A 22,706-nucleotide genomic window follows, 5' to 3' on the forward strand; every position below is an offset into this window, starting at 1 on the left:
GGCGCTTCCGCTTTTCTTAATTAAACCAGCCAATTGGTTCTACTTCTAAATTGATATTGATTTGTTTTACTTCTTGAAATTCTTCTAATCCAAAAGTTCCTAATCCTCGGCCAAATCCACTTTGTTTGTAACCACCCCATGGGGCTTCATTAAACGTATAGTGGTACGTATTCACCCAAGTAATCCCAGCTTTGAGCTTTTTAACTACTCGGAGTGATTTTGCTCCATCTTTTGTAAACACACTGCCAGCTAATCCATACTCAGAATCATTGGCAAGTTTGATCGCTTCTTGCTCATCCTTAAATTTTTGAATAACGACTACAGGTCCAAAAATCTCTTCTCTAACAATTCGCATTTCTGGTTGTACATCAACAAACACGGTTGGACCTACAAAATAACCTTTATCTAGCCCATTTTCTGTTAGCCTGCTTCCACCAGCTGCAAGAGTAGCCCCTTCTTTTTTCCCTAGATCAATATATGAAAGAACTTTATTCAAGTGCTCCTCGCTTACTAATGGACCCATTTCAGACTTCGACTCGTTGCCTGGACCAACTACAATTTGATTAGCTCGATCGACAAATCTTTCTATAAACTTTTCATAAATGCTTTCTTCTACTAAAATTCTTGATCCTGCTGCACAAATTTGACCTGCTCCTGCATAAATGCCAAATAGTGCATAATCTACAGCTGTTTCAAAATCAGCATCGGCAAAAATAATATTTGGTGATTTTCCGCCAAGTTCCAATGAAATCTTTTTTACTGTGTCTGCAGCAGTTCGCATAATATGCTTGCCTGTTACGGTTCCGCCAGTGAAGGAAATTTTATCTACCTCTTTATTTTCAACAATCTCATTACCAACAACAGCCCCAGCACCTAATACTAAATTGACAACCCCTTTAGGAAGTTCTACTTCTTCAAATATTTCCAGAAGCTTTTGCGATGTTACAGGCGTTATTTCAGAAGGCTTAAAGACGATGGTATTTCCAGCCGCTAAAGCAGGTGCTATTTTCCAAACGCCCATTAGTAAAGGATAATTCCACGGTACAATTAATCCGCATACTCCTATTGGTTCTCTAATAACCATTGCTTGCATCGGAGCAGGAACCTCATATGTCTGCCCGTTAGGCTTTGTTATAAGCCCTGCATAATAGCGAAAACAAGCAGATGCATCATCAACATCAGCCTCCGCTTCCCTGCAAGGCTTGCCATTATCCAACGTTTCAAGACGCGCGAGCTCTTCACGATTTTCGATAATTTTATCTGCAATTTTATATAAAAATTCAGCTCTTTCTCCCGCACTTAAATCTGACCAAATCCCACTATCAAATGCTTCTCGAGCCGCTTTTATGCTTTCTCTTGCGTCTTCAATTGTTCCCTCTTCTGAGTAGCCAATGATATTTCCATTAGCTGGATTGATAATCTCTCTTTTTTGTTTATTGGAAGATTCACGCCATTCTCCGTTGATGTACATTTTTACATGTAAAAACTGTTTTTGTGTTTCTATCATATTCTTTCCTCCTTTGTTAATATTTTATAAATGACTGAATATCAGTCATTTTACTTTAAAAAATTTTAATAAAATGGAAAGTAATATTAGTTGTTAACTAATATTACTCCCTTTTAACAACAAGGATCTTTTTAGAAATCGGAATAGTTCATCTTGGGATTGTTCCAATGTTACATCTTGGTCTCTGCCAATGTAAAATCGTTCTGCTGCATTTTCTACTAAATTGATAATCATTTTTGCTGTCCATTTTACATGAATGTCTCCAATGATTTCCTTCTTTTCAATAGCCTTATTCAAAATATCCTCAAACCATTGATAAAAAGGCTGATAAATGGCTTCCCAAATTTCCATTGAATAGTCAATAGCAAGACCAGAATAACAAAGAACCAGCACATCTTTGTGTTCGTCTGTATTATGATAAATTTCATTGATAAACACAGTAAGCATGCTCCAAAAGGAATCTTTGCCTTGTGCTTTTTCTTTAATTCTATCAAGAGTCAACGTTAAAAGATTTTCTGCGATTGCAGGAATCAAAGCATTTTTCGAACGAAAATACAGATAAAATGTACCTTGTGCTACTCCTGCCTTTTTTACAATATCTGAAATAGAAGTCTTATCAAGTCCTTTTTCAGAAATAACTTCAATGGCAGATTGTAATATTTTATTGTATTTATCATTTGCAGCGCTAATCAAATAAACACCCTCCATAAATGAATGATATTCATTCATGATACAACATTTTAAAGTAAATTTTCAATTATATGTTTTACTTTACCATCTTTATATTTTTTGTCATCTTATTTGTAAGAAATTCTAACATATTTTTCACAAAAATCAAAAAATTTTTTAGGTAAAGCAGATACTTCATCTAATTCCCCGATGTTCAGCTTGCCTAAAAACAATTTTACTCCTTATTCTTTTTCTATTTTTTCCACTGGTGATTTTCCTCTTTTTCTTCTTCTGTTAACAGCATAAAAAATAATGACAACAAATACTAATAAAAGTGGGACTGCAAAAAATCCGTAAAATATATTAAATAGTCCATTAAAAAAGTCTATCACTTTGAATCGCCTCCTATGAACAAATTGTTGGATTTCTCTACTTTATATTGATTGTATTTATACCGTTCCCTTTTTTTCTAACTTTAAACGTACAATGAATAGACAATAAAAATGGTGAGCAACCGATTGGGTCACCCACCATTTTCACCTTAACTGTGGAACATTTGAAACAAGATTTTTCAGATGGTGACAGTGGCACCAACCTTATTACTTCTCAGGCATCGCCTCCAAATAATCAATTGCTTCCCTTAATGTACTAACAGGGACAATTTTTATATCATAGCCTTCTTGTTTTACTTGATCTTTAATGTCCACTTCATTTGTATCGTATTTGTTGATATCTTTTGGATAAAAGAAAATATCAACACCTGCTTCATGGGCTGCAACGATTTTATGTCTGATGCCGCCAATTTGACCGACATTTCCTTTTGCATCCATTGTGCCTGTACCAGCCACTTTATACCCTTTTGTTAAATCTCCATGTGCCATTTGATTATATATTTCTAATGAAAACATTAATCCTGCAGACGGTCCACCGATATTTTCACTGTTAATTTTTACATCTAAAGAAGGATCAATCGACAAATTATCTTCTGGTGCGATGCCGATTCCTACTTGCCCTGTTTTTTTATTTACTATAATCGTTTCAATAGAAGCCGTTTTTAATTTTTTACCATGAGAAAATTGCAGCTCTACTTTTTCTCCTGCCTTTTTCTCTTTAAAATAAGCGATTAATTGATTGGCTTCATTAAATGTTTTACCATCGACTTTATGAATAATATCCCCTACACTGATGATCGATTTTGCTTTTGAAGCAGGAAGTACTCCAGATACAAATATGCCGTTATAATGAAAATCCACTTTCTTCTTGGCTTCATGAAAACTTGCTACAATGGCACTTTGCTTTGAATTGTCCATCATATGAAGCAGCAGCGCATTATACTCTTCATCTGTAAGATTTCCTTTTACTTCCTCTTCCTTTCTCACTTCCGTATGCGGTGCTACTAGTCCGTACAGCCATATATACGGATTACTCGCTTTAATGGAATAGACAGTTGTTAAATTTAAACTGCCCTTTTCCGATTTATGACCATCCTCCACGGTTACTTTTGCTGCAAGAGGTTCAATCGACCCTGGCTGGTTTAAATAATAAGGAGTTGGAATAAACACTAATACTATCATTATGCCGATGATCGCAATATATAATTTTTTAAAATGTCTGTTTCTATTTGTATTCTTCATATTTCCATACCTCTTAACTCTCTTTCTCTTCACTTTAGTACTTTTATATCATAATAATGCATGTTTATTATTAAAATTGCATTAAAGAGGATATTCAAAAAGTTCGGGAAAAATCTGCTAAATAGACTCAAGTGCTTTTTTTAATAATGCTACACCGTTTTTGATTTGCTCGGTTGTCAGTCCCCCATAGCCCATCACTATTTTTTCCTTATGGTCGCCCTTTTTTATACTATATTGTTCTACAGGATAAACACATACTCCTAATGATTTTATTTTGTCACAAATTTCATTGGTAAAATCAACACCGGGTATTTCAACTACTAAATGCATCCCCGCTGCTTTGCCGATTATCTTTGCTTTTTTAAAGGATTGCAAAATACTGCTTTCTAACACTTCTCTTCTTTCTTGATAGATTTTTTTCATTTTGCGGACATGCCGGTCTAAATGCCCTTCCTCAATAAAACGTGCCAATACAAATTGTTCAATTGAAGAGGTGTGACGATCTGTAAACCATTTTAGCTGCTGAAAAGCTTCTACTAAATGTGGCGGCAACACAACATACCCTATTCTTAAGGCTGGCGACAATATTTTACTAAATGTGCCAACATATATGACATGTTCTTGTTCTATTCCTTGCATGGAAGGCACAGGAGCTCCTTCATAAGTAAACTCACTGTCATAATCATCTTCTACAATATAACAATTCATCTGCCTTGCATACTCAATTAGCTTAAGCCTCCTTTGAATAGACAAGATTCCCCCTAAAGGATACTGATGAGAAGGTATAACAAATACAAAACTTGGTTTTTCTTCCGGCAGCAAATCTGGAATAATCCCATTTTCATCTACCGAAACAGGATATATTTTTGCCTTTGCATAGGAAAAAATATTGCGCATCTCATCTGTAACGGGGTCTTCCACCGCAATATATTCTTTTTGAGGATTAGAAATTAGTAGTTCCGTAATAAGTCTTAACCCTTGCGTTGCACCAGAAGTAATAATAATTTGATCGGGCTGGCATTGGACACCTCTTGCTTTTTGCAAATAAGCTGCCAATACATTTCTTAATTCTCTGATGCCACACGAATCACTATAGCCAAAAATATGCTGTGGGGATTCATTGCAAATTTCTTTTGTCAGCTGCCCCCATTTTTTCCGAGGAAAATGATCAATAGCAGGGTTGCCTCCTCGAAAATCAATGACAGTATTCTCTTGTTTTTTTTCTTCCTTTTTTTCTTTTTTATAGGCATAAACCGGTATATTCGATAACGACGTTCCTCTTGCAACAAACGTACCAGACTTCGGTTTCACCTCTAAATATCCTTCTGCAATTAGCCGTTCATATGCTTCTAAAACAACATTTCGAGATACACCAATCGTTGCAGATAATTCTCTTGAAGATACTATTTTTTGTCCTTCCTGCAGCTCTTTATCTAAAATTCCTTTACGGATTTGTTCATATACTTGCTGTGTTAAAGACTTAGAACTAGAGCGGTCCACGGTTGTAAAAATCATCTGTAAACACTCCTAACTTTCATCTGGTACTATAAAAGTATTTAATTTCTGGTTCTATTTTATACCAGTATAACATGTTATGATTTTGAAAAATACACGAAAAAGGGGATTGGACGATGAAAACAATCGGTTTAATTGGTGGACTAAGCTGGGAATCAACGGTCGATTATTATCGCCTTATTAATACATTAGTAAAAGAAGAATTAGGAGGGCTGCATTCTGCTAAATGTCAAATGTACTCTTTTGATTTTGAAGAAATTGTTGCGCTGCAGAAGAGTGGAAACTGGGAAAAAGCTACCGAATTAATGGTACATGCTGCGAAAACATTAGAAAACGGCGGTGCTGATTTAGTGTTAATCTGTACAAATACGATGCATAAAATGGCTCCTGAAGTGCAAGAGGCGCTTTCTGTTCCTTTAATCCATATTGCAGAAGCAACAGCAAAAAGCATCACTAGAAAAGGTCTAAAGAAGGTTGGCTTATTAGGTACAAAATTTACAATGGAGCATGATTTTTATAAAGCCATTTTAGAAGAGCATGGAATCTCTACCGTTATTCCAGAAGAAGCTGATAGACAAATTGTCCATGATGTTATTTTTGATGAATTATGTAAAGGAACGTTTCTTCCAGAATCGAAAGAGAAATATAAAGAGATTATTGATAAGCTGACAGCAATGGGAGCAGAAGGCATCATTTTAGGATGTACAGAAATACCTTTATTAATAACGGAAGAAGATACAGATATGCCATTATTTAATACAACGTATCTGCATGCAAAAGAAGCGGTTAAGCATGCTTTAGAAGCAGTTCTTATTAAATAGATTATCGTTTAGAAGAAGAGAGGATATCTTTTATTTAGTTATCCTCGTATTCACTATATTAACTACCTTATCTTAAGGTTAAGGATCTGTTAAACAGTAACGTTGTTTATAGGAAGGGAATCTGCGAGACTCCTGTGGAAAAGACCCCGCAGTGAGGTACGGAGGTCACTGAAAAAGTGGATGCTATGAAATACAGATAATGGAAATACAAGCACTCAGAGGTTTTCGTTCGGTTTTCCGAGGCTTACCACACGCTTTCCGCGGGGCGAGCGCCGAGCCTCCTCGTCGCTTTGCTCCTGTGGGGTCTCGCCTGTCTCGCTAATCCCGCAGGAGTCGTGCGGACGCCTCTCCAAACCAACATGATGGTCGTTTTCAAACTCTCTATACCATTTCCACTAAATATAAGGGTTTTACCTATAATTTATATAATAAAACACTTCTTCAGTGGCCACGAGGTACAAGCGAGGAGGCTTGCCAGTTCGTCCGCGGAAAGGGAGTGGATTCCCTGCCCCTTTGAAAATCAACAATGGAATTTAACAGAGCCTATCTTTAAAAACTCTACATCTTATCCTAATATTAAAGTAGCTCATGTTGAATTAATAGCACTAACCAGTTTCATTAAACCGTCAAACGAATCGGATTTCCTGATGGGTCTGCTGTATAAACGATATCTTCCTCTAGTTTATATGGTGCTCCCATTTCTTTTAGTCTATTTACTATTTGATAGAAGGTTTCCAAACTCGGGAGCTTTAAATCATAATGCTTGAGCCCTGTATCGTTTTCTTTCGGAGCTGGTACACCACGGCTGTTCCATATATTTAAACCTATATGGTGATGATACTTTCCTGTTGAAAGAAAATACGCTTGTGATCCATATTTTTGAACGATATTAAAACCTAATCCTTCTACATAAAACTGGACTGTTTTATCTAAATCACCTACATGAAGATGGATATGGCCAATAATGGTACCAGCTGGCAAACCAGTCCATTCTTTATGATCACCAGCTGCAATCACCCCGTCTGCATCCATTGGAAGAGTGCCCATTTTCACAAAATCCCCTTTCCATTCCCATGTTTCTGGTGAAAGGTCTCGATAAATTTCAATTCCATTTCCATCTGGATCCGCTAAATAAATTGCTTCACTTACATCATGATCAGAAGCTCCTTGCAATGGGCAGCCGCTTTGTACTAAATGCTTGAGCATCACACCTAAATCTTCTCTGCTCGGTACTAATAAAGCAACATGATATAATCCCGCAGTGCGAACCTTGTTCGTTTCTATATTAAATAGTTGTTCTAAATAAATTAATGGAGTTTTGCCATCTGCCGTTAAAACTGCTTTATTTTCTGATATCTCCCTCACTTGAAAACCAATCATCGTTTGATAAAATAAAATAGATTGCTCTAAATTCTTCACTTTTAATGTCACACTGCTCGTATATATATTTGGATTTGAATGAAATCCCATTATATATTCCCCTTTCACAAGTATATTTTACCAAATTTAACTTACTTTTTGTAAGTTATTATATTTTAATTATCAAAAGCTGTAAAGTTATTAACTTTTAAATAATTATATTTTTACGTAAAATAATAAATATTGTATACTAAAAATGCGTGTTCAAAAAGGTAACAAATTAGAAGCAAGCCAACGAAGAGGTTCGCCGCTTATCATTTGGTGCCTTTTTGAACATCCTCTATAAGGAAGGAGTGATATAAACATGAACCCATCCATCTTATGCCCAAAGTTCGAAAGGGCTATGGGAATTTTGAGCCAGCGTTGGACCGGATTAATTATTTATCAGCTATTAAATGGGGCTCAGCGTTTTTGTTCTATCGAATCATCTATTGGGATCAGTGGAAGACTACTTTCAGAAAGACTAAAAGATCTAGAACAGCAAGGAATTGTCTCTAGAGAAGTATTCCCTGAAACACCAGTAAGAATTGAATATTCATTAACAGAAAAAGGACGTTCACTGGAACCTCTCATGAAAGAAATCGAAAAATGGTCGCAAGAATGGTTAAGAGATTAATCCATTTTTTATAAAAACAAAGAGGCACATTCTTTTTGAAGGCACCTCTTTGTTGTGTTTATGTTTTATAGGGAAATCCCGATATTTTCTCATCCTATTTCTAATTAATCCTCATCTTTAATATCCAAGTCTTCTGGAATAGGTTCATTTAACACTTCTTCTACATATTTCCTATATTTTTCTACTTGTTCAAAATGTGTATTAAATTGTTCCTTATTTACTAAATATTGCTCTCCATCATGAACTGCTTTTATCCGTTTCTCCATAATTAGTTTTTTCACTTGAGTTGCTGAAATCGATAATAATTCCGATGTTTCTTCTATTGTAAGATACATACTTTTACTCCTTTACCAATATAAGGATCTATTTTTAATAAATCGTAATATTCCATTACAAATTCTTCATAAACCCTTCATTCTGCCTTTAAACAATTTTTCTATACTGAATTTGTATCAACTATATAGAAATAGTTCTTATCTCCATTATAAAAAATCTTGTTTTTAGGAGGAATAATAATGGCTGAATTTCTTAATGGCTTATTTTTAGTTGAAGTCGTCATCATGTTTGCTTATATTTTCTACAAATCATTTTTTGCTGCTGTGAAAAAGTAAAGCTCTTTTTCTTCAAAAGTTGCCTGAAGAAAATGGATTTTACAGAATAGCAGTATTTTTTTTGCCGTTTTCGAGCTGTTTTCCCTCTACTTTACTTTCTATCCATGCCTTTAACTCTTCCGGTTTCATCGGTTTTGCATAATAAAAACCTTGTATGTTAATGTCACGGCCACTGACAGACGCTAAAAATTCCACTTGTTCTTTATCTTCTACCCCTTCAATTACAATATTTAAATCCAAGGAATGGCCAAGGGCAACAATTGCTTTCATTATTTCCGAATCTTTTTCAGAATGAGGGACGCCATCAACAAAAGACTTATCAATTTTTAACGTTGATACAGGCAATCTTTTTAAATAAGACAAAGAAGATACTCCTGTTCCAAAATCATCTAATGCAACAGAAAATCCGCAATTTCGAAATTCTTGCACAGATTCAATCGCTCCTTCTATATTAGCTACTGCACTCGTTTCCGTCATCTCCAGCTCTAATCGTTCTGCCTTAATTCCATAATTCATGATACTTGCTTGTAGAAAAGAAAGTAGTCTTGGAGAAGTAACGTATGGTCCTGGTATATTGATAGATACCTGCATGTCCATGCCTTCATTTTTCCAAGTGATAATTTGTTTGCAAACCTCATTAATAATCCAATCTGTTACATCGTTCATTTTCCCACTTTTCTCCAATACAGGAATAAAAACGCCTGGAGATAACAGACCGTGGATAGGATGATGCCATCTTAATAATGCTTCCACACCAGATATCCCCTTGTTATAAACAGCAACTTTGGGCTGGTAGACAACAAAAAAATCATTTTCTGCCATCGCATGATCTACATCCTGTACAAGCTGATTCTCCATCGATTGAATATGAACAGCAGGATCAAAGGCGATTATTGTATGTTCAAATAAAGTAGCGTGATGATGTAAAACAGCTAATGCTTGCGCATAGATTTTTTTACCATTATTTTTTTCCTTTGATGTAGAAAGTGCTGTCACCGTTTTTACCGTTACCAATTGATCATCTATTGATATTGGCTTTGAAAGAATAGTAGATATATTCCTTAATTCTGTAAGTAAATCTTTTGATGCATCATGATTGGCTACAAATGCAAATCGATTTCCTTCAATACGGTATAACTCGATACCAACCGGTTTTAATCTTTCACATAATGAAGATATATACTGAATCACTTTGTCACCAAAAGAATAGTTATACATTGTATTCCATTTTCCCATATCATGAATATGAAGAATCGCTAACTGCTTCGAAAACCCGTTTATTTTTAATGCTTTTTCAAATTGTCTTCTGTTTGGAAGTTTCGTTAAAACATCAAAATAATTAATTCGGTAATCAACATAACGATCTATTAAACTGGATACGATAGATGTTACTAATATTATCACGATGCCCAAAGTAACAATGGTTGTAAAAAAATTCATATTCATATGATGCATATATTGTTCCGTTATATTTATAGTAGATACGACATAATATCGAACAGCATACATGCCTGTATAATGCATACTAGCAACAGCCATCCCCATAATAATCGCTGTAACAACTTTATAGATAACATTTTTCATATATTTATAAAGACTTCCAAATATGTATAAAGATACAAAGGAGACAACAATAGCTATGATAATCGAAAGAATAAAATAGCCAATATGATAGGCATAATTCACCTCCATTACCATTGCCATCATTCCTACATAGTGCATCGTAGAAATGCCAAGCCCCATCACAATTCCGGAAATACTATATGTTCTAATCGACTGCTTCGGAAGACCAGTAATATAGAAAGCAAGAAAGGAAGCGATCATTGCCGGCAATACAGAAATCACCGTTAATAATTTATTAAATTCCATTTTAACTGGAAGCATATAGGCACTCATTCCAATAAAGTGCATAGACCAGATTCCAAACCCCATTGATACAGATGCAAGCGTCAGCCAAACATAACGGGGGACAAAGCTGTTTGACTTCATTCGCTCATGCATCGATAATGCTGTAAATGCTGCTAAACATGCAATGACAATTGATAATAATACAATAGGGATAGAATAATGACCTTGTAAATAAATTACTTTATCAACATCTGGTAATGTAAACATGATATATTCTCCTTTAACGTAACTAAGGACGAACACGTAGTATTTTTTTCAATAAAAATCAATTTATTACATGATACTAAGTATTTTTTTCCTGTAATCATGAATATACCCCTTAACTATAAGAAGTACAACTATTTCATCCTGTTTTTTCCTTCAGATAATGCCTGGTTGCAATATTATATCGTTTCATATATGAGAAATCTTTCATGAGCATCATGTTCAGACTCTGCTAAAAAATAAGTTGCTTTCCTTCTAAAAGAAGAATGATTGTCTAGAAAATACTGATAATCATTCGATGCATAATATAAAATAACATCTACTTTTCGATTGTTTTCTGCAACAGACCGTAAAATATTATTGATTACTTTTATAAAAACTGGGAAAGAAAATGGATTAAAAAAATAAAAATGACTGTCTAAAGGGTGAATGACGTACTCCTCTGCTTTACAATGCTGAAAATAGATTTTATCTTTACCATTTTTTCTTTTTTTACAATAACGATCCCGATTTTTTAATGCTTCCTGATAAAATGCTTCATTAAATTCAATTCCTATAACCGTTGCTTGGAATAAGTAATGAATCAAAAAATTTAATCGACCTTTTCCACAGCCAAAGTCTACAACACGATCTTCTTTTGTTAACTCATACTGGTCAAAAAGTTCTACTAAATAATGATAAGGCGTTGGTTCATAGCGGTGATAATGAAAAGATTGATTAAAACCTTTTTGCTCTTCTTCCGTTTGAATAGAAAGTAACTCCTCATAATTTTTGTTTCCCATCTTTTTCCCCCATTACTAGACTCCATTTACTAACGCACGGTACTCATTTGGTGTAAGGCCTACAATTTTTTTAAAGACCTTTCGAAAGTATTTATCATCTTGATATCCAACCATATTAGCAATTTCAAATATTTTCAGCTTGCTGTTTTTTAATAAAGATTTTGCTTTTTCTATTCGTACATTTGCTAAATAATCACTTATATTCACTTGGAATTCCTGTTTGAATTTTCTGGAAATATATTCTCTGCTTATATAGAAATAATCAGATAATTCCTGAAGTTTTACATCCCGATGAAAGTTTTCCAATAAGTACTTTTCAATTTCACTCATGATATTCATTTTTTTCTTTTCAGAGATTCGCTTAAAAAAAACGATTATTTCCCTCGTTATCCTATCTTTATATGCTTGTATATTAAAAGTGCCATCTTGATTAAAAAACAATGCCATTCTTTGTTCCATATCGCTGTATGTTTTTTGCTGAATTTGATAATATTTATACCATCTTTGACTGATTATTACATACTCATTTTCTAACTGATACAGCTGCTTTAAGGACAAGTATTGTTCACTTGTATAATCCTTTATTATTCTTTCCAGCAATTCGGATAAGAACTTGCGATCACCTGTTTGTACTGCTAATTTGATATCAGAAGAATAGGCCATTAAACTTTTTAAACTAGGTACATCTTTTTCTTTTTTTAGGTATACCCTTATTTTCTTTTTTTCCAATAGATTACTGTCTAATAGCAGCTGTTTTGCTTCATCATACGACTTTTTTAACATACTGCTGTCCATTACCGGTATTCCTACACAAATAGAGCAAGAAACTTCAAGAACTTGATGCAGTGTTACGTAAATTCTTATGAGAGATTGGGTGACTTCTTCCTTATCGGCCCAATAAATAATCACTATTTCTCCCTTATTGGATAAATAGCGAAAAGCTATTCCTTCATTCCTTTTTATAAGTATCTCATTTATTATATTTAAAATAGAAAAATACGTTAAATCACGGTCATTCCGAAAAGCTTGCATTGTTTTTCCATTAACTTGGACTAAAGCAATGGTATAATTCCTAGCTAAATGAAACTCCAATTCACTATCTAATTCTTCTTTTGATACATTGCTGTTCAAAAATTGGGTCAGCTTCCTGTCACGGTATACTGGCTTCATCTGATTGATTAATTGATAATTGCTTACCTTCTTTTTTCTGTCTACCTCTTCTTTTCTCCATTCTTGCACCACATTTTCTAATGCCTGATTGAGTACTTCTGGATCAATTGGCTTTAATAAATAATCTGCACTCCCAAAATGAATTGCTTTACGCATATAATGGTAATCATCATAACCTGTTACTATAATGATCTTACTGCTGGATTGATTTTCCTTTAACCATGCTAATAATTGGGTTCCATCCATTTTTGGCATTTTCATATCTGAAAAAATGATTTCTGGATTATATTTTTTTATATAATGAATAGCTTCTTCTCCGTTGCTTGCTTCATATATTTGCTGTATTCCATTTTGTTCCCAATCAGCAAGCAGCTTTATTGCTTCACGAACATGTTTTTCATCATCAATAATCAAAGCTTTCATAAATACTTCTCCCCACTTTACAAACACTTTGGAATATAGAAAACAACCGTAAATCCTTCATTTTCTTTGCTTGTGATTTCCATTCTTGCTTTATTGTTATAATATATTTTTAAACGGTCATAAATATTTTTTAATCCAATGGATTCTCTCTCTATACCTTTTCTATTTGTTTTCTCTTGTAAAAGCATTTCATAAATTCTCTTTAATGATTGTTCATCTACACCTACTCCATTATCTGTTACCGAACAAACAATCTCATTGCCTACTACCCAAGCTTCTATTTTGACCAAAAAATTCTTGTCTTGATGAATAAATCCATGCTTAAAGCTATTTTCCACAATTGGCTGTAGAATCATTTTCGGTATCTGTATCGATTCTGCCTCTTTTGTTACATTGATATGATATTCAACCTGCTCTTCAAAGCGCTGCTGCTGTAATAATAAATACGCTTTCACGTGTTTGATTTCTAATAAAAAAGGAACAATATCTTCCCGCATATTCATGCTGTATCTCATACTGCCAGCTAACGCCATTAACAATGAATAAATTTGTGTTTCCTTTGCTTTTAACGCTAACGTTCCAATCGACTGCAAGGCATTGTATAAAAAGTGCGGATTAATTTGCGAACGCAGAACACGAAGCTGCGAAGTTTTGTTTTCAATTTCTAATTTATATTCTCTTTCAATTAATGTATTGATTGTTCCAATCATTAATTTAAAATGCTTCCCAAGCATGCCTACCTCATCATTGCCCAACGAATCAAAATCCGCCTGAAACTCTCCTTTTTCTACCTTTTTCATATTAGCAATCAACACTTTAATGGGGGCGGTTATTTTTATAGAAATAATAAATGTTGTTAATAAAACAATGGCAAGAGAAACTAGTCCAATTAAACTATTTGTAATCACCGTTTCACGAGCACTTTGATAAAGAACATGATAAGGAATTCTTTTTGCTATATACCATTTCTTTTCTTGAACAAAAAAATCCTCAAAAACAATGACACCGGAGAACTCTTTATCTTCCCAACCTATACTTCTTTTAGAAGGTTCCACTTTTTTTATTTTTTCAAACCATTGCTTTTTTATGTGCTTGCCTATTTCTTTTTCTTTGGAGGAATAGATGGCAACACCGTCTTCATTCATAATATAAAGGTCTTCCACATTACTCATATATAATCGATCTGCAATGTCTTTAATCTTTGATAAGCTAATATCAATGGATAAAAAGCCTAAGAACTTTTCCGAAGGTATTTCCTTGATAATATTGTGAAAACTTAAAACCATCTTTTTCTCTGATTCTGAAATGACGGATAAATTATTATAACTATAAATTACATGCGGCGGCTCTATAATAGAATAATCATTTTTTTCCTGCTGAAATTGGGCATAATATGGATGGGAAAAAATATCCTTATATTCGCCTCTTCCACTTATTTGCGAGTGATAATTAGTATAAGCGTTTTTTCCTTTATCTATATACAGATGCATCTGCTCTATCTCCGGTCTTGAATTATATAAATAAGCTAAGGCTCTTGTCACCTCACTTTGATTCGCTGTTAAGTTATCTGAAATTCCGTTTTTTAATACCATCATAAATGGTGAATAACGGTATAGTATGGTTGATATTTGTGCCACATCTTCTAAATAGGTATGAAGCTCTTCTTCTCCTTTTTCTATTTGATCATGGCTGGAAGAAACAAAACGTTTATTAATGGAATTAGTTGTTTCATAATAAGTGATAATGATGCCTGCTCCAAATGGCAAAACTGCTGCCAACATTAAAAACACAATAAGCTTCTTTCGTATCCCCCATTTCATCACATTTACTTCCTCTCTCTAAAATTTATTCTTTCCTTTCCCTTCATTATATACTTATACCTAGTGGAAATTCTGTTCATCATCCGTTCAATATTTTCCACCCTACCTGTCAATGTAAACGGTTTCATATTATTGAACAATCTATTACATTATACATATAGGAGGTGGAGTAATGAATAATCAAAATAACCTTGAAAAAGTAAACCGTTCAGCTATTACAACTGATCGCCAACGTAAAACGAATAAGTCCCTATCTTTTTCCCAAAAAAAGAAGTGGAGATACGCTGGTTTATTTACCTTATTTGTTGGTCCCGTATTTTTAGCTTTTACAGTAGTGGTACTTATTCCATTTTTTTCTGGCATTTATTATTCGTTTACAGACTGGAACGGCATAACCGGACAAATTAAATGGGTTGGTTTAGATAATTTTATCTATGTATTTACAGAAGATAAACAATTTCAACAATCTTTTCTATTGACAACAAAGTATACGGTTATCGCGATTCTGTTAACAAACTTAATAGGTTTCGGTTTAGCGTTATTAGTAACTCAAATGTTAAAAACAAGAAACATTCTTCGCACCATATTTTTTATGCCTAACTTGCTAGGCGGTCTATTATTAGGGTTTATCTGGCAATTTATTTTTGTTAAAGGCTTTGCATCTATTGGTGAATTAACAGGCATTCCTCTTTTTAATCTGGCATGGTTAGGCGATGCTAAAACAGCTTTTTGGGGAATTGTCATAGTAAGCGTTTGGCAAGGCGCCGGCTATATTATGATTATCTATATCGCTGCATTGCAAAATGTACCACAAGAATTGATTGAAGCTGCAAAAATTGATGGCGCAAACAGATGGCAAATACTTCGTCATATTACGATGCCGCTTGTTGCACCAGCTGTAACCATCTGCTTATTTTTAACAACTGCTTCTTCCTTTAAAATATTTGATGCAAACCTTTCGCTTACAAATGGAGGGCCATTTAAAGCAACAGAAATGTTAGCGCTTAACATCTATACTGAAGCATTTGTCAATAACCGTTACGGCATCGGCGAAGCAAAAGCATTGATCTTCTTTATTGTAGTTGCTGCCATTACAGTTATTCAAGTAGCCATTTCTAAGAAGAAGGAGGTTGAATCCTAATGGGGCATAAGTATAATGGCAAAACATTCATACTTGAAATATTCGCTATCTTGCTTGGACTTGCTTTTTTAGTACCATTTTATTATGTCATATCCAACTCTTTAAAGCCATTTGCAGAAATATTAACAAATACTTCTGCTTTACCGAGTGTTTTAAAGTTTGAAAACTATGTAAGTGCATTTGAGAAACTAGACTTTTTAAAAGTATTTTCTAATTCATTGATTATAACGATCGCAAGCAATCTTGTTCTCGTCGTCTTTTGTTCGATGGCAGCCTATATGCTTGTTCGAACAAAGAAGAAAATCAGCAATGTCATTTTTATGATTTTTGTTGCAGCGATGATTATTCCGTTTCAATCTATTATGATTCCGCTTATTAAAACAGCAGGAAGCTTGAATTTATTAAACAGCATTTGGGGTCTTGTCTTTATGTATTTAGGATTTGGTTCTGGGATGACGATCTTTTTATATCATGGCTTTATAAAAGGCATTCCTGTAGAACTGGAAGAAGCCGCTATTATAGATGGCTGTTCACGGTTTGGTGTGTTTTGGAGAATCGTTTTTCCTTTATTAAAGCCAATTACTGTGACAATCGTCATCTTAAACAGTTTATGGATATGGAATGATTTTCTATTGCCATCATTAGTTCTGCAAAACCCAGAACTAAGAACCATCCCACTGGCAACATTCTTTTTCTTTGGCCAATATACAAAGCAATGGGATTTAGCACTTGCTGCATTAATGATTGGTATTATTCCATTATTGATATTCTTTTTTACAATGCAAAGACATATTATTAAAGGGATTACAAATGGCTCTATTAAATAATAATAGCGGGAGCAAACTCAGGACTTTTTGAAAATTTCAGTAGAGACTTGAGTTCCATATAATTTTTTCCTAAAACCAGGAGGGGAAACAAATGGGTTTCTTAAAATTTAAAAAATATTCTTTACTAACAGGTGTTTTAACTGCTTCACTTATTTTTGCAAGCGCTTGCTCAAATGAATCAACTAACAACAACCAAAATGGCGGCAATAAAGATGGAAAAGTGGTAGTGGATATTTTTAACGGAAAAGTGGAAATAGCTGATCAATTAAAGTCATTAACAGACGCTTATACAAAAGAGCATCCAGATGTTACCTTTAATATTGAAACAGTAGGTGGAGGTGCAGATGGTGCAGCCGCTTTAAAAGCAAAATTCGCATCAAATAAAGCACCTGATATTTTCGGAAACGGAGGCTATCAAGAAGCACTAACATGGCTTGATAAACTGGAGGATTTGTCTGATCAGCCATGGGTAAAAGATGCATATGAAAGTGCTTTAATACCTATGACAGTGGATGGCAAACTATACGGGCAGCCAGTTAATTTAGAAGGCTATGGATTTGCCTACAATAAAGCGCTATTTAAAAAAGCAGGCATAAAAGAACTGCCAACGACTTTCTCTGAATTAGAAGCGGCTGCAAAAAAATTAAAAGCAGCAGGCATCACGCCATTCTCTAATGGCTACGCTGAATGGTGGGTATTAGCAAACCATGGTCTAAATGTTCCATTTGCCTATCAGGATGATACAGATGCCTTTATTAAAGGAATAAATGAAGGAAAATCTAAAATTGCAGGAAACGAGTATTTTGATAATTACTTTAACTTATTAGATTTAACATTAAAGTACGGCAATAAAAATCCGTTGACAACAGACTACAATACACAAGTTACTTTATTTGCAAATGGTGAAGCAGCTATGCTCCAACAAGGCAACTGGATTCAGCCGATGATAGATAAAATCTCTCCTAACATGGAAGTTGGTTTTATTCCAATGCCTCTAAATGATGATAAAGCAAAAACGGATAAATTAATGGTAGATGTACCAACCAACTGGGCTGTTCACAATGGAGCACCTGCTGCAGATAAAAAAGCAGCATTGGATTTCTTAAATTGGATGGTGACTTCTGATACTGGTAAAACAGCGTTAGTAAAAGAATTCAAATATGTTCCAGCCTACAAAACAATTGAAGCAACTGCAGAAGATATCGGCCCTTTAGGCGCTGCCATTCAAGAATACTCTAAAAATGGAAAAACATATTCTTGGCAGTTTATGAAATATCCTGATGGAGCTGGACAGGAATTTGGCGCAAGTATCCAAGCATATGTCGGCGGCCAAAAATCAAAAGAAGAAGTAATGAAATCACTTGATGAAACATGGGCTAAACTGAAAAAATAAACGTTTTACAAACAGAAAAATGCCCCAAATATTTTCATTTGGGGCATTATTTCAAAAAAAACAACTGCTTCAAAAAAGATAAATAAGATTTTAAAATATATGTGTTTAATTTGTCATCGTTCAGTCATAATTAATCGGTATGATAGTAGTTAGTAAGTAACTAACTTTTTCAAGTTCCCGCTTTGATTTTCCTCTTCACTCCTAATCAAAACTACCTAAGTGGGTAGATTTTTTAGAATGTCACGCCTGAGTAATCATCTTATCTCCAAATCAAGACCGTATTGCAGCGTGTAGGTCTTGTTGGCAGAACAACATTTTTTCCAAGTGCAAATGAGCACTGTCTTGCTCTCGAATGGGAGAGCATGTCGTCACAAGTGTAGTTAGTACAAACATACCATTGGCACTCCTAACTAGCCTAAGCAAGGCAATGAAAGGTTGTTTTCTAACCATAAAATCTTCTTTCCAAATTTCGCTTCTCCTTTATAGGTGAAGTTTTTTAGTTTGTGCTTATATGCAGTAACATCTAATGAATAGCCAACCTTTTTACCGATGTTTACTGCGGAATTATTATCTCTCAACATTTCAGTTCCACAACTTACACAAACAAAACTTCGGATATTCGGTTCCTTTTTCTCCAAATGCCCACAAACACAACATTCTTTTGTTGTATTATGTTCGTTAGCCATCAAGTAGTATTTTTCTAGCTTACTGGAGACCCATTCCAAGACCTTACGAAATTCTCCCATTTTTTCTTGATTCAGCATACTTCTTTTCATATGATCAAAAGGAGCTGTTCCGTTTGTTGGAGTATAGTCACCGATAATCACTAAGTCATATTTTCGATATAAAGCATGCGCAATAGAGTATAATGCCGTCTTTATTTGTTCTCGACGTTTATGATAAGCAATGTTTAACGCGTGATTTAATCGATTCCAACGAGGACTATGTACTGTGAAAGGATTACCATGTTTTGTTTTTCTTTTTCGATATCTCTTTTCACACGCATCTCGAAGTGATTTTAATTGATCAATGGTCTGATCCCAGTATTTCATCATCTTCAACTTTTGAAACTCAATGGAATTCCCTTCAAAGTCTACACCCACAAAGAAATTTTTATGATTCGGGTCGAGTGCTATCCATGTAACATTCTTCGGTATCACTACTGTTTCTTCCTTAAACTTAGGTTTTTGTGGTTTTTCTCTATTTTCTTTTTTAGCTAGGTTATATTTCTTGCGATAAGCAGACATAACCTGTTTAAATTCCATTTCTTTTTTTGTGCATCGTTCTACAGTAAAAATAGCATAAAAATTCTTTCCTTGTTGTTTACATAGACTAAAAGTCTTCAGCATTTCATCTTCTCGTAGTGCCATTTTTTCTTTCAGATTTCCTATAATAGACGGATTTCGTTTTCCTTTTTCTGTTTCCATACCAGGAATACCACCTAAAGAAATGGAAATTTTTGTACCGTTTTTTTGGATTTCCCACCCTTTATTTGGTTCATCAAACACTAAACTAAACCATTTCTTTTTCCAACTTCTGAATTTTGGATATTGTGTATCTCCCTTAAAGAAACTTTGATACGCCTTTTTTAAACGTGTTGAAGGTTCTTTTAATACAGAGGAAAATACAGTGTTTAAAAAAGGGCATTTTTCTTTTAAAGACACACCATAATTACGTAAATTTCGACCTTCTAACAGCTTTAGGGAATTATGATTCTCTTTGTAATCCTTTTGACATGCATCCAGCAACTGATTGTACAACCAATTACAAATTTTACTTTGTCCATCCAGAACCAACTCTTCTTCTTTTGTGAAGATTACTTGAATCTTTTTATTGTAAATCAGGCTCATTTTCTCACCTCCTAATGTCCGATTATTTCATTCAATCACTTTCAGCAAGTGCATCTTCCACTGCTTTTTTTAACTTTTTTTGCTTATGACTCCTACTACCGTACAAACGGCTGCTGAAAACTGTAATAATGGATAACATATCTTCAACTAGTTCTTGTTCATACGATTTATCTTCTGTATGATTAATCACTTCGATTTCAACTTCATGAAAATCACATATTTGTTCTATGATTTCATAACCGAATCGAATGAGTCTATCTTTATAATTTACTACTATTCTATCAACCTCATTTCTTTGAATTAAAGCGATAAGTTCTTTTAAACCTTTTTTGTTATAATTCAACTCATTCCCTAAGTCGTCAATGATTCGGAAAGTGTAACCTTTAGCGATACAAAAAGTGGAAACTGTTTCAATTTGTCTCTTTAAATCTTCTTTTTGGTCAGAAGAAGAAACTCGGCAGTAACCTATGGTTATTTTGCCTGCTTTGGGTTTAATTTTCTTTATTTTATTTAATTCTTCAATTGTGTATCTACGATGACCACCCGTTGTTTTAATGGAGTTAATTTTACCTTCTTTTTCCCATCTTCTCAAAGTTGATATAGAGACACCTAACATTTCTGATGCTTTATTAATGCTATACAAAAAAAAACCTCCTCATTGGTTTATATTACCATTATGATTAGGTTTTTCAAATAGATATAGATATATTTAAGTGGATTTTATTAAACAAAATATAGTATCTCTTTTTGTCCAGCGTGCAGATGGATTTTTTTAGTGCTGGACCCCCGGTGCTTTAAAATCGTTACCGTAGCGGGGGTCAGGGCACTCGTATTTGGCACTCACATTAATAAAAGATAAATAAAGTTTTAAAAGATTTGTGTTTAATTTGTCATCGTTTAGTCATAATTAACGGGTATAATAGAAGCATCAAGTTCCCCCTTGAAAATATAGCACTTCTTGTCCAGCTTGAAGCTGGATTTTTTTTTTCGATTTATAACAATGCTACTAATTTATCATGCTTCAAAAAGTGTCAAAGCTGATTAGATTACTGATCAGCTTTTTGGCTATTTTTTTACTTGCCGCATTTCTCTTGTTGCGATGACCGCATACTCTCCTTATTATCCTTAAAAGAGAAGGAGAAACCCTTTTTAACTAAAGTAAAAAAATTGGTGTATTTTGTCATTTTTTCTAGTTTTCTACGATAGACAATTGATTTAGTTTATGTGAAGATTAGTGATGGATTTATAAAACTGATTTAGCATTTATATAGTAGAGACAGTATACAACATAGTATACATCATACTTACATACTATTTTCAAACGTATGGTTGTAGTACTGTATATTTATTGGAGGAAATGATGACCGTATTAGTAACTGGTGGCGCTGGCTTTATAGGCAGCCATACATGTATCGAGCTCTTAAATGCTGATTATGAGATTGTCGTCCTGGACAATTTTTCGAATAGCAGTCCTGAAGTATTAGAAAGAGTGAAATTACTTACAAACAAGTCTTTTAAAGTATATAAAGCTGATCTACTTGATCAAGAGAAAGTGAATCAAGTCTTTCATGAAAATAATATAGAAGCAGTTATCCATTTTGCTGGGCTTAAGGCTGTTGGTGAATCTGTTCAAATTCCTCTTCATTATTACCAAAACAACCTTTCAGGCACCCTCATTCTTTGCGAAGTGATGAAAAGACATGGAGTCAAAAAGATCGTTTTTAGTTCATCTGCAACCGTTTATGGAGATCCAACAGAAGTACCTATTGTTGAGACGTCGAAGCTCAGTGTGACGAATCCATATGGAAGAACGAAGCTGATGGTAGAGGAGATTTTACGTGATATGTATGCTTCTGATCATGAATGGAGCATCGCACTTCTTCGGTATTTTAATCCAATCGGAGCTCATACGAGTGGGTTCATTGGTGAGGATCCGAAAGGGATTCCCAATAATCTCATGCCCTATATCACTCAAGTCGCAGCTGGGAAACAAGAATATCTGAATATCTTCGGGAATGATTATCCAACCGCTGATGGAACTGGAGTTAGGGACTTTATTCATGTAGTTGATTTAGCAGTTGGCCACATTAGAGCGCTTGAAAAAATTCTTTCCACCTCTGGTGTCGACGCTTATAATTTGGGAACAGGCGCTGGATATAGTGTGTTAGAAATCGTAAAAGCCTTTGAACATGCTACAGGTGTGAGCATTCCATACAAATTTACCGCTAGGCGGGCTGGTGACATCGCAGCGTCCTTTGCAAGTCCAATAAAAGCAAAAAAAGAATTGGAATGGGAAGCAACAAAGGATATTTATGATATGTGTTTAGATGCTTGGAGATGGCAATCTAATTATCCAAATGGATACAATTAGAAAAGCGCAAGCGCTCTTAGACAGC

At 34.4% G+C, this 22,706-nt stretch carries 19 protein-coding genes; 6 read left to right on the forward strand and 13 right to left on the reverse strand.

Annotated features, from left to right (window positions below; genetic code table 11):
- Window positions 1-16 precede the first annotated feature (16 nt).
- The 5 genes from ACTXGU_RS20605 to pdxR all read right to left on the reverse strand — a co-directional run bounded on the left by ACTXGU_RS20605 (window position 17) and on the right by pdxR (window position 5,325).
- Window positions 17-1,507 carry an aldehyde dehydrogenase family protein gene (locus ACTXGU_RS20605; RefSeq protein ID WP_443483405.1) on the reverse strand — a complete coding sequence of 497 codons (1,491 nt, stop codon included), beginning with the start codon at window positions 1,505-1,507 and terminating at the stop codon, window positions 17-19.
- A 93-nt stretch (window positions 1,508-1,600) separates the two neighbouring features.
- On the reverse strand, window positions 1,601-2,200 hold the full coding sequence (locus ACTXGU_RS20610) for a TetR family transcriptional regulator (protein ID WP_443483406.1): 600 nt from the start codon (window positions 2,198-2,200) through the stop codon (window positions 1,601-1,603).
- Between the two features lie 218 nt (window positions 2,201-2,418).
- Window positions 2,419-2,568 (reverse strand): hypothetical protein, encoded by a 150-nt coding sequence (locus ACTXGU_RS20615; protein WP_443483407.1) that lies wholly within the window; start codon window positions 2,566-2,568, stop codon window positions 2,419-2,421.
- 207 nt (window positions 2,569-2,775) lie between these two features.
- Window positions 2,776-3,810: a SepM family pheromone-processing serine protease gene (locus tag ACTXGU_RS20620; RefSeq protein WP_443483408.1), complete on the reverse strand. Its 1,035-nt coding sequence runs from the start codon at window positions 3,808-3,810 to the stop codon at window positions 2,776-2,778.
- 117 nt (window positions 3,811-3,927) lie between these two features.
- The gene (gene pdxR / locus ACTXGU_RS20625) at window positions 3,928-5,325 is read right to left on the reverse strand and encodes a MocR-like pyridoxine biosynthesis transcription factor PdxR (RefSeq protein WP_443483409.1); all 1,398 of its coding nucleotides are present in this window, start codon (window positions 5,323-5,325) and stop codon (window positions 3,928-3,930) included.
- 116 nt (window positions 5,326-5,441) lie between these two features.
- Here pdxR and ACTXGU_RS20630 point away from each other — a divergent pair, with 116 nt between their 5' ends.
- Window positions 5,442-6,146, forward strand: coding sequence for an aspartate/glutamate racemase family protein (locus ACTXGU_RS20630; protein ID WP_443483410.1), 705 nt, complete (start codon window positions 5,442-5,444; stop codon window positions 6,144-6,146).
- 618 nt (window positions 6,147-6,764) lie between these two features.
- Here the strand turns inward: ACTXGU_RS20630 and ACTXGU_RS20635 are convergent.
- Window positions 6,765-7,616, reverse strand: coding sequence for a VOC family protein (locus ACTXGU_RS20635; RefSeq protein ID WP_443483411.1), 852 nt, complete (start codon window positions 7,614-7,616; stop codon window positions 6,765-6,767).
- 253 nt (window positions 7,617-7,869) lie between these two features.
- On the opposite strand from ACTXGU_RS20635, the gene ACTXGU_RS20640 reads away from it, so the two are divergent.
- Window positions 7,870-8,181 (forward strand): winged helix-turn-helix transcriptional regulator, encoded by a 312-nt coding sequence (locus tag ACTXGU_RS20640; protein ID WP_443483412.1) that lies wholly within the window; start codon window positions 7,870-7,872, stop codon window positions 8,179-8,181.
- A 104-nt stretch (window positions 8,182-8,285) separates the two neighbouring features.
- Here the strand turns inward: ACTXGU_RS20640 and ACTXGU_RS20645 are convergent, their stop codons facing one another.
- The 5 genes from ACTXGU_RS20645 to ACTXGU_RS20665 all read right to left on the reverse strand — a co-directional run bounded on the left by ACTXGU_RS20645 (window position 8,286) and on the right by ACTXGU_RS20665 (window position 15,099).
- The gene (locus ACTXGU_RS20645) at window positions 8,286-8,516 is read right to left on the reverse strand and encodes an excisionase family DNA-binding protein (RefSeq protein ID WP_443483413.1); all 231 of its coding nucleotides are present in this window, start codon (window positions 8,514-8,516) and stop codon (window positions 8,286-8,288) included.
- Window positions 8,517-8,831: 315 nt separating this feature from the next.
- Window positions 8,832-10,907: a bifunctional diguanylate cyclase/phosphodiesterase gene (locus ACTXGU_RS20650; protein ID WP_443483414.1), complete on the reverse strand. Its 2,076-nt coding sequence runs from the start codon at window positions 10,905-10,907 to the stop codon at window positions 8,832-8,834.
- A 176-nt stretch (window positions 10,908-11,083) separates the two neighbouring features.
- Window positions 11,084-11,686 carry a methyltransferase domain-containing protein gene (locus ACTXGU_RS20655; protein WP_443483415.1) on the reverse strand — a complete coding sequence of 201 codons (603 nt, stop codon included), beginning with the start codon at window positions 11,684-11,686 and terminating at the stop codon, window positions 11,084-11,086.
- A 15-nt stretch (window positions 11,687-11,701) separates the two neighbouring features.
- Complete coding sequence (locus ACTXGU_RS20660; protein ID WP_443483416.1) at window positions 11,702-13,279, reverse strand: response regulator transcription factor; 1,578 nt, start codon at window positions 13,277-13,279, stop codon at window positions 11,702-11,704.
- 17 nt (window positions 13,280-13,296) lie between these two features.
- The gene (locus tag ACTXGU_RS20665) at window positions 13,297-15,099 is read right to left on the reverse strand and encodes a sensor histidine kinase (protein WP_443483417.1); all 1,803 of its coding nucleotides are present in this window, start codon (window positions 15,097-15,099) and stop codon (window positions 13,297-13,299) included.
- A gap of 172 nt (window positions 15,100-15,271) precedes the next feature.
- On the opposite strand from ACTXGU_RS20665, the gene ACTXGU_RS20670 reads away from it, so the two are divergent.
- The 3 genes from ACTXGU_RS20670 to ACTXGU_RS20680 all read left to right on the forward strand — a co-directional run bounded on the left by ACTXGU_RS20670 (window position 15,272) and on the right by ACTXGU_RS20680 (window position 18,460).
- Window positions 15,272-16,240, forward strand: coding sequence for a carbohydrate ABC transporter permease (locus ACTXGU_RS20670; protein WP_443483418.1), 969 nt, complete (start codon window positions 15,272-15,274; stop codon window positions 16,238-16,240).
- Window positions 16,240-17,067 carry a carbohydrate ABC transporter permease gene (locus tag ACTXGU_RS20675; protein WP_443483419.1) on the forward strand — a complete coding sequence of 276 codons (828 nt, stop codon included), beginning with the start codon at window positions 16,240-16,242 and terminating at the stop codon, window positions 17,065-17,067. The genes ACTXGU_RS20670 and ACTXGU_RS20675 overlap by 1 nt, the downstream gene beginning before the upstream one ends.
- 91 nt (window positions 17,068-17,158) lie before the next feature.
- Window positions 17,159-18,460, forward strand: coding sequence for an ABC transporter substrate-binding protein (locus ACTXGU_RS20680; RefSeq protein ID WP_443483420.1), 1,302 nt, complete (start codon window positions 17,159-17,161; stop codon window positions 18,458-18,460).
- 410 nt (window positions 18,461-18,870) lie between these two features.
- Here ACTXGU_RS20680 and ACTXGU_RS20685 read toward each other — a convergent pair whose 3' ends face one another.
- Together ACTXGU_RS20685 and ACTXGU_RS20690 are read right to left on the reverse strand one after the other, a co-directional pair.
- Window positions 18,871-20,310, reverse strand: a complete 1,440-nt coding sequence (locus ACTXGU_RS20685) for an RNA-guided endonuclease InsQ/TnpB family protein (RefSeq protein ID WP_443483421.1) — start codon at window positions 20,308-20,310, stop codon at window positions 18,871-18,873.
- Between the two features lie 31 nt (window positions 20,311-20,341).
- Window positions 20,342-20,953 (reverse strand): IS607 family transposase, encoded by a 612-nt coding sequence (locus ACTXGU_RS20690; protein WP_443483422.1) that lies wholly within the window; start codon window positions 20,951-20,953, stop codon window positions 20,342-20,344.
- A gap of 717 nt (window positions 20,954-21,670) precedes the next feature.
- Here ACTXGU_RS20690 and galE point away from each other — a divergent pair.
- Complete coding sequence (galE, locus tag ACTXGU_RS20695; protein WP_443483423.1) at window positions 21,671-22,681, forward strand: UDP-glucose 4-epimerase GalE; 1,011 nt, start codon at window positions 21,671-21,673, stop codon at window positions 22,679-22,681.
- The last annotated feature ends 25 nt before the right edge of the window (window positions 22,682-22,706 follow it).

Source organism: Niallia sp. 01092 (assembly GCF_052318935.1).
Lineage (GTDB): Bacteria > Bacillota > Bacilli > Bacillales > Cytobacillaceae > Niallia.